At 37.7% G+C, this 6965-nt stretch carries 6 protein-coding genes, 2 tRNA genes and 1 pseudogene; 5 read left to right on the top strand and 4 right to left on the bottom strand.

What is annotated here, in order from left to right:
* The first annotated feature begins 75 nt into the window (after positions 1 to 75).
* The 4 genes from ACFINY_RS08000 to ACFINY_RS08015 all read left to right on the top strand — a co-directional run bounded on the left by ACFINY_RS08000 (position 76) and on the right by ACFINY_RS08015 (position 2868).
* Complete coding sequence (locus ACFINY_RS08000; protein ID WP_375651339.1) at positions 76 to 1032, top strand: ABC transporter permease; 957 nt, start codon at positions 76 to 78, stop codon at positions 1030 to 1032.
* Positions 1033 to 1099: 67 nt separating this feature from the next.
* Positions 1100 to 1975 carry an iron chelate uptake ABC transporter family permease subunit gene (locus ACFINY_RS08005; RefSeq protein WP_375686228.1) on the top strand — a complete coding sequence of 292 codons (876 nt, stop codon included), beginning with the start codon at positions 1100 to 1102 and terminating at the stop codon, positions 1973 to 1975.
* A complete protein-coding gene (locus tag ACFINY_RS08010; protein WP_375623948.1) occupies positions 1972 to 2730 on the top strand; it encodes an ABC transporter ATP-binding protein in 759 nt (252 codons plus the stop codon). The genes ACFINY_RS08005 and ACFINY_RS08010 overlap by 4 nt, the downstream gene beginning before the upstream one ends.
* Positions 2731 to 2794: 64 nt before the next feature.
* Positions 2795 to 2868, top strand: a tRNA-Gln gene (locus tag ACFINY_RS08015).
* Positions 2869 to 3021: 153 nt separating this feature from the next.
* Here the strand turns inward: ACFINY_RS08015 and ACFINY_RS08020 are convergent.
* From ACFINY_RS08020 to ACFINY_RS08030, 3 genes and pseudogenes are all read right to left on the bottom strand, one after another.
* A pseudogene (locus tag ACFINY_RS08020) lies at positions 3022 to 3227 on the bottom strand (DNA adenine methylase); the annotation flags it as partial.
* A gap of 1239 nt (positions 3228 to 4466) precedes the next feature.
* The gene (locus tag ACFINY_RS08025) at positions 4467 to 4598 is read right to left on the bottom strand and encodes a hypothetical protein (protein WP_375612406.1); all 132 of its coding nucleotides are present in this window, start codon (positions 4596 to 4598) and stop codon (positions 4467 to 4469) included.
* A gap of 181 nt (positions 4599 to 4779) precedes the next feature.
* The gene (locus ACFINY_RS08030) at positions 4780 to 5169 is read right to left on the bottom strand and encodes a VOC family protein (RefSeq protein ID WP_375612407.1); all 390 of its coding nucleotides are present in this window, start codon (positions 5167 to 5169) and stop codon (positions 4780 to 4782) included.
* Positions 5170 to 5429: 260 nt separating this feature from the next.
* Here ACFINY_RS08030 and ACFINY_RS08035 point away from each other — a divergent pair.
* A tRNA-Gln gene (locus tag ACFINY_RS08035) sits at positions 5430 to 5503 on the top strand.
* 517 nt (positions 5504 to 6020) lie between these two features.
* On the opposite strand, the gene ACFINY_RS08040 is transcribed toward ACFINY_RS08035, so the two are convergent.
* Positions 6021 to 6965 (bottom strand): phage late control D family protein (locus ACFINY_RS08040; RefSeq protein WP_375700980.1); only part of this gene is annotated, 945 nt, incomplete at its 5' end.

The raw sequence follows: 6965 nt of genomic DNA on the forward strand, positions 1-6965 counted from the left end.
AATAAAATTTAAAAGCAGAGGTTGTTTATTAAGCAGTCTTTGCTTTTTTTAGATTTTGTTAGAAAATGATTTAACGTGAAGAATTACTGGATAACCATAACACTTCTAATTTTCCTGTCGATCCTCAGCATTTTTGTTGGTTATTCTGATGTCACACCTTCTGACCTATTCGCAGCCGATCCCCATGCGTGGCTTATTTTTTGGCAAACACGTCTTCCTCGTACCATTGCAATCCTTTTAGTAGGCGCAGCACTTGCACTTTCAGGTATGATCATGCAACTATTGACACGCAATCGCTTTGTCGAGCCATCAACCACTGGAACCATTGAATCTGCTTCCCTTGGCATTCTTTTTATTATGATTTTTTTGCCCGATGTTCCTGTTTTAGGAAAAATGGTCGTTGCGACAATCTTTGCCATGGCAGGCACTTTACTTTTTATGTTTTTATTGCGACGCATTCCTCTAAAATCTGCTCTCATTGTCCCCCTTACAGGGATTATGCTAAGCTATATTATTGGCTCTTTAACCAATGCCATTGCAGATTATGAAATGTTACTTCCTTCTCTTCAAGCTTACTTATTTGGCAGTTTTTCGATGGTTCTTGAAGGAAAATATGAACTCTTATGGCTATCCCTTCCCCTTTGTATTCTGGCCTATTGTACTGCTGATCGCTTTACGGTTGCAAGTTTGGGAGAAGATTTAACCAATAACCTTGGATTGAATTATCGTGTTGTCATGTTTTTTGGTCTTTTTATTGTCGCCTCAATTACCGCTGTTGTCGTCTGTACCATTGGCCGTATCCCTTTTGTTGGGTTGATTATTCCAAATATTGTTTCAAGTTTCATGGGAGATAATATGCGCTATACCGCTCCTTGGGTGGCCATCAGCGGTGCAGGATTGGTCTTGATTTGTGATCTTTTAGGACGAATAATTCATCCCTCTCTTGAAATTCCCATCAGCACCATAATGGGTGTAATCGGTAGTTTTATTTTTATGATACTGCTTTTACGCTGGAGAAAGCGTCTTGGATAGAAGAAGAAAAACAATATGTGTACTAACAACACTTATCATCATAGCATGCACTGTCATTAGTCTTTACATGACGTGGAATATCAATGTTTATACATGGAAATTTCGTCTTACAAAACTTTCCTCTCTACTTCTTATTGCCTATGCAATAAGCGTTTCCACGGTTTTATTTCAAACAATCGTTAATAACCGTCTTCTTACTCCTTCAATTATGGGATTTGATCAGCTTTATATTTTAATAAAGACTGCCCTAATGTATTTTGTAGGCTCTCTTTCTTTGCCCTTTTTGAATGAAGAAGGACAGCTTGTTCTTGAAGCCCTCATTCTTATCCTTTTTTCAATAAGCCTTTTTCGCTGGCTCTTTTCAGGAAGCCTAAAAGGACTTCATTTGACGCTTTTAATCGGTGTTGTTTTAGGCGGATTTTTTTTCAGTTTACGGATGTTTATGCAATTGCAACTAAATCCAGACCAAATGATGAATTTAACCGATATTATGTTTGCAAATTTTAATAAATTTAATACACCGTTAATAGGCTTTGCCACAATCATTGTCTTCATTGTGAGTCTGATTGGATGGCATTCCCGTCATCTTCTTGATATCTTGGCTTTAGGACGTGAAAATACCCTCAATCTTGGCGTTAATTACCACAAAAGTGCAACAGCTGTCCTTATTTTTATTTCCATTCTCGTATCCATTTCCACCGCATTAGTAGGCCCCGTCACCTTTTTTGGACTGTTAGTTGCCAACCTTTCCTATGAACTTTCTCCTCAAGCAAAACACAGTGTTGTTGTGCCGATTGCAATATTGTTAGCGATTATTTGTTTGGTGGGGGGACAATTTATTTTAGAACAAATTTTTCATATGGCAGGGCGTTTAAGTTTTATCATTGAGTTTTGTGGGGGTATTGTTTTCTTAATGTTACTGATGAAGGGAAAACTAAAATGATTGAGATCAATCATCTTTCCAAGGCTTACGGAGCACGATTGATTATCGATAATTTATGCCTTCATCTTCCAAAAGGGGGGATTATTTCTCTCATTGGGCCCAATGGTTCGGGAAAGTCAACTCTTTTAATGCTGATAAGACGTCTTTTGCCACACCATAATGGTACAATTCATATCGACGGCTTTGATATTGATAAAATGCCCCACGATATTTTGGCTCAAAAACTCTCAATTCTGCGTCAAGAAAATCCTTTGTCTTTTCGCTTAACCGTGTACGATTTAGTAAGTTTCGGACGCTATCCTTATTCAAAAGGCTGGTATACACATGAAGATAAACAATTTATCGACAGTGCGCTACGCTATCTCGGCTTACAAGATTTAAAAGACCGTTTTTTAGATGAACTTTCTGGCGGTCAGCGTCAACGCGCTTTTATAGCCATGGTTATCTGCCAAGACACTGATTATCTTCTTTTAGATGAACCATTAAACAATCTGGATATGAAACATGCAGTTTCTATGATGAAGCAGTTACGCCGCACAGCTGATGAACTGAAAAAAACCATTCTTATTGTTATGCACGATATTAATTTTGCCTCATCTTACTCAGATATGATTGTTGCATTGAAAAATGGGAAAGCGGCCTATTGTGGGACTCCAAAAGAAATTATGCAACCAGAAATTCTTAAAGACATTTATGATGTCGATATTCAAATCAAAACAATTAATGACATCCCTATCGCTCTTTATTATCGATAATCATAAAGATTTTTTGCGCTTGCATGCACTATAGAATCTGCTAGGGATAGTAAAATTGGCTTATTGGGGAATAGTTTAATGGTAGAACAGCGGACTTTGACTTCGTCAATCTTGGTTCGAATCCAAGTTCCCCAGCCAGTATTTAATGCCAGCCAGTATTTAATGATTGTAGCTTGTCATCGGGTTTTGTATAATTTGAAAGCAGGTTTTGCATCAATTTATTTTTTTCAAAGGATCTGCAAAACTTTCAAGGGTTATTTAAAATCCCTTTAATGCATATTTTCTCTTCCTCTAAAAATTGCAATTTGAGATGATAAGCTCTTGAGCCGGTGCGGATTCTTTGAACCACATGTATAAGATGTGGCAACCCCTTTTATATTAAATTGGCTAAATATTTTTCGGATCTGAGACACATCATTGAGAGAGAAGAATTTTTCTCTTGCGCAAGCAAAGCAAACATTGTCTGGTAATCCTCTCGCAAATAAATCCTTTCCATAGTAATACACGTATATCTGGCTCTGTTTATGGGAAAGCCTTATCTAATAGCTATAAACCTATCTAAAGAGAGAATTCAAAAAAGAAAGCCGAGCCAAATGATATGACGCGGCTTTCAGATATTGATTATAAGATTCAAATGAATCATCCACAATGGAGTAATAAATTCATATATACAAAACGTATCATATTGCAAGTGCTCTATTTAGAAATATGAAAACTTATCAAAAGAAACGTAAATGATAGCTATGATTTTGATATCATTCATTAGCATTATAGAATCTATAAACGCTTGGTAACTTTATCAATCCAATCAAAAGAAAATGCATCTTAAATGAATGTCTTCTCAATAAGGCTTTCATAAGTATCTTTTCATTTTGCACTCAAATGTAACTTCTTTGCAAATTAACCAGCTCAAATTTGAGTTGGCAAAATTAACCACTCCAATTTTGGAGGCGTTATCTTTAGAATAGCCATCTTTAAACATTATAGCTTTTGACTCAAAATTGAATAAAATCCCATACCTTAGATGTTACAATGGTTTTGAATTTTGCTGCCTCATTTTTTTCAATAGGTGCCTCCAAAATTTGGGGAGCACTCATTTGGTTTCATATTTTTAAACTGTAACTTTTAAACGTTTTTTCTCACTTGCTTGCGTTATATCATTAAAAGGCTTTCAATTTCATAAGACATAACATTGTGATTTTCATTCTATATTGTGATGATAGTATCTATATAATGCCTGCCTATCATTTACTAACTTTTTAGTAAGTGTTTTTAAAAATGATCTTGTCTTTAAATTCTTTTATGCAATCTTTATGAACTCAATCTATAAGCTTATGATCGTTTCAAACGATTATTCCTTTTAAGGTTGCACTCAAATAAAGAGCAAAACACATCCCATTCTTAAACGTATGCAATTTATGTTATCGATAATTCCAAACAACTGAAATTTAAAACAATGTGATTTGTGCTGTGATAAAAACGTATCATAAAATTTATGATACGTTATGAATGATAACCGCTTTTCATTTCATTTGAATGCACCCATGCGTTATAGTATTTGCATCATGATTTGCTTTTTATAGTCTATACATCCATGGCAATCTTATATAAAAAATGATCAATTCAAACATGCATAAAAGTAGGGATTCTTAAGTGGATTCATACAAAATAACTGCACTTAATATATTGATTTTATTAGTTTTTATGTACAAAACCTTTTTAACTTCATAAAGATATCAATTTCCTTGTAAAAAATATTCCTCCCATTCCAACAAAAGACTCCACATAAGGCGATAAGGGATAGCTTCTATGATTTTACAAGTACTGATCGCTGGCCATGCAATAACGCCGACTGATGTCCAAGCCAATTAGACCGCCTGTGGAAACAGGCAGGTTGTGGGGCTGAATATAGTGGAACAGCACCGAACGGATAAGCCACGCGTCGTAAGTAAGCCTCTTAGCTTGCATAGCTTATAGGTTTTGGAAACAGACAATTATTATAATTCAGGTATTATAATTCAGACAATTAAAGATCAGATCTCAAGCTTTTTAATCCAGTGGACAAACACGAATAATATGTCCGTCTGGATCTTTGATTAGGAAGGTACGTCCAAATACATCAGTATACGGTTCCTTCAAAACATTTATCTCAACAGTGGTTTGCTCTTTCCATTCCGCATAGAGCTTATCTACGTCCTCTCCAGTAGGCAACATAATGCCGATTTCTGAAAAACGAGGTGCATTTTCCTCAGGCGTATCGCCCCCAGACCAGAGAGCAAAGAGAGCATCCCCCGAAGAAGCAAATGCAACATAGCGTGGCGAGGTAAACACAGGTTCTTTCTTGAAGATGAATTTGTAAAAAGCCGTAGAATACTCTATGTTTGAGACGTATACCAACTGTAGGTTTGGGGTAACAGGATAAGTAGGGATATTACTCATAAATTCTCCATGATTTAGTAGCTGTTGCCTGACAGGCATATACCTATTAGAGAATATTTCAACAAGAGTTTGTGATGCCTCCGTTCGCGGTGTGCTCTATTTATATGTTTTTATTCGCTTATTGCTATATGCTAAAATATTGAGACCGCCACTACTGGGATTATAATGATATCCCTATCGCTCTTTATTATCGATAATCTAAAGATTTTTTGCACTTGCCTACACTATAGAATCTGCTAGAAATGGTAAAATTGGCTTATTGGGGAATAGTTTAATGGTAGAACAGCGGACTCTGACTCCGTCAATCTTGGTTCGAATCCAAGTTCCCCAGCCAGTGTAGCTGTAGCTTGCCAGCAGTGTAGCTTGCCTGTAGCTTGCCAGCAGGTTTTGTATAATTTGCCACTAGGTTTTGTACCAATTTATTTTTTTTCAAAGAGTTTTTAAGGGGTTCTCAAAGGGTCTTCAAAGACCTTTCAAAGATCATTTAAAGCCTCTTTTTCTTTTCTGCTCAAAATCGCAATTTTTGATGATCAATCATTGAGTTGGAATCGTATTATTTGAGAAGCAGCGTATATAAGATGGTATGACTTCTTTTAGCATAAATTGACTGATGATTTTTCTGTATCCTAAGCACATTATTCAGGACATTATTAAATAAGAGAAGCGTTTAAGGAATTCGGTCAACTTGACCAAATTGCTCTTCAGTATGCAATTGTGCAATGTTTGCACCATTGCTCCTTTGAGGAATTGGGTAAACAATACCCTATTGCTGTACTCATGCAATTGGTGCAAGTTGCACCTATTCCTCATCACGACCGATCAAAGGGTCAAGTTGTCCCTTTGATTTTCTGTCACTCAGAGGTTTCCTTTTCTCCTGCCTCTTTTCCCTTGTTTGGTACCTCGAGTGTGATTTCTGTGGTGTATCCGCTTTGTTTTTCATAGCGGTGGGTGACGGTCGCGGCTTTCCATGGACCATTGATTTGCCCACGAAACCCTTGAAGGATGAGAGGTTGATCCGCCATGATTTCGGGACGCCCCTCAAGGGTCAAAGAACCACTGCCCACAGTACGACACAACCTGTCCGACTCGGAAGCAGCAGCAGCTCGTGCTTCCTCTTGACATGGATAACAACTGCGAAGACGCCGCACGGGACCGCTAAACCCTGTCTGATGTTTGACTTGGCATTGCTGCCCTTTTGAGCGATCAAAATAAGAAGCTTCAATGGTGCCATATTGCGTGCGTGGTTCTAATGTGAATTCCCAGTTGGAACAGTCATGCTTATGGATGTCGAGTGCTGGTAAATTATCTCCGCTTAAAAACAAAAACTTATTGTCCTTGATCAAAAAACGCGCCCGCATGCGGTCCGCAAGACGGGTTAAAAAATCAACCGCCGATTGATCTGTACGAATCACATAAGGCAAAGTTTGTTGAGTGAACTGGGGACTGACCTTTGCTTGATAGCCATGGCGTTTGGCAAGTGTCTCAACAATCTCCCCAACAGTTTTGTGATCAAAATGCTCACTCACCTGTTCTTTGAGCTCTTTGCGCATCGAGGCGCTTTTGCCACAAAGGCGCAAGATTTCTCCATCACTGCCACCACAACTTACAACCGATTCGACAACAAAACACCCCATAAAGGCACTGATGCTGTTCTCATAACCAAAGATCACCTGTAGCGCACTGTTGCTTGAGGGAACCTCTAAATCATTGCCACTATCGTCAAACTCTGCTTCAAATGTATCGGCTTCATTCCCGGCATGATCCGTGATAGTTGCGGTTAAAAGACGCTGGTAAAA

The sequence above is a fragment of the Bartonella sp. AA23NXGY genome (genome assembly GCF_042197165.1).
Taxonomy (GTDB): Bacteria; Pseudomonadota; Alphaproteobacteria; order Rhizobiales; family Rhizobiaceae; genus Bartonella.

Bases quoted from the DNA above. Each gene is read 5' to 3' on its own strand.
- ACFINY_RS08005 (WP_375686228.1), top strand. From the start codon at position 1,100: ATGACGTGGAATATCAATGTTTATACATGGAAATTTCGTCTTACAAAA.
- ACFINY_RS08030 (WP_375612407.1), bottom strand. From the start codon at position 5,169: ATGAGTAATATCCCTACTTATCCTGTTACCCCAAACCTACAGTTGGTA.
- ACFINY_RS08010 (WP_375623948.1), top strand. From the start codon at position 1,972: ATGATTGAGATCAATCATCTTTCCAAGGCTTACGGAGCACGATTGATT.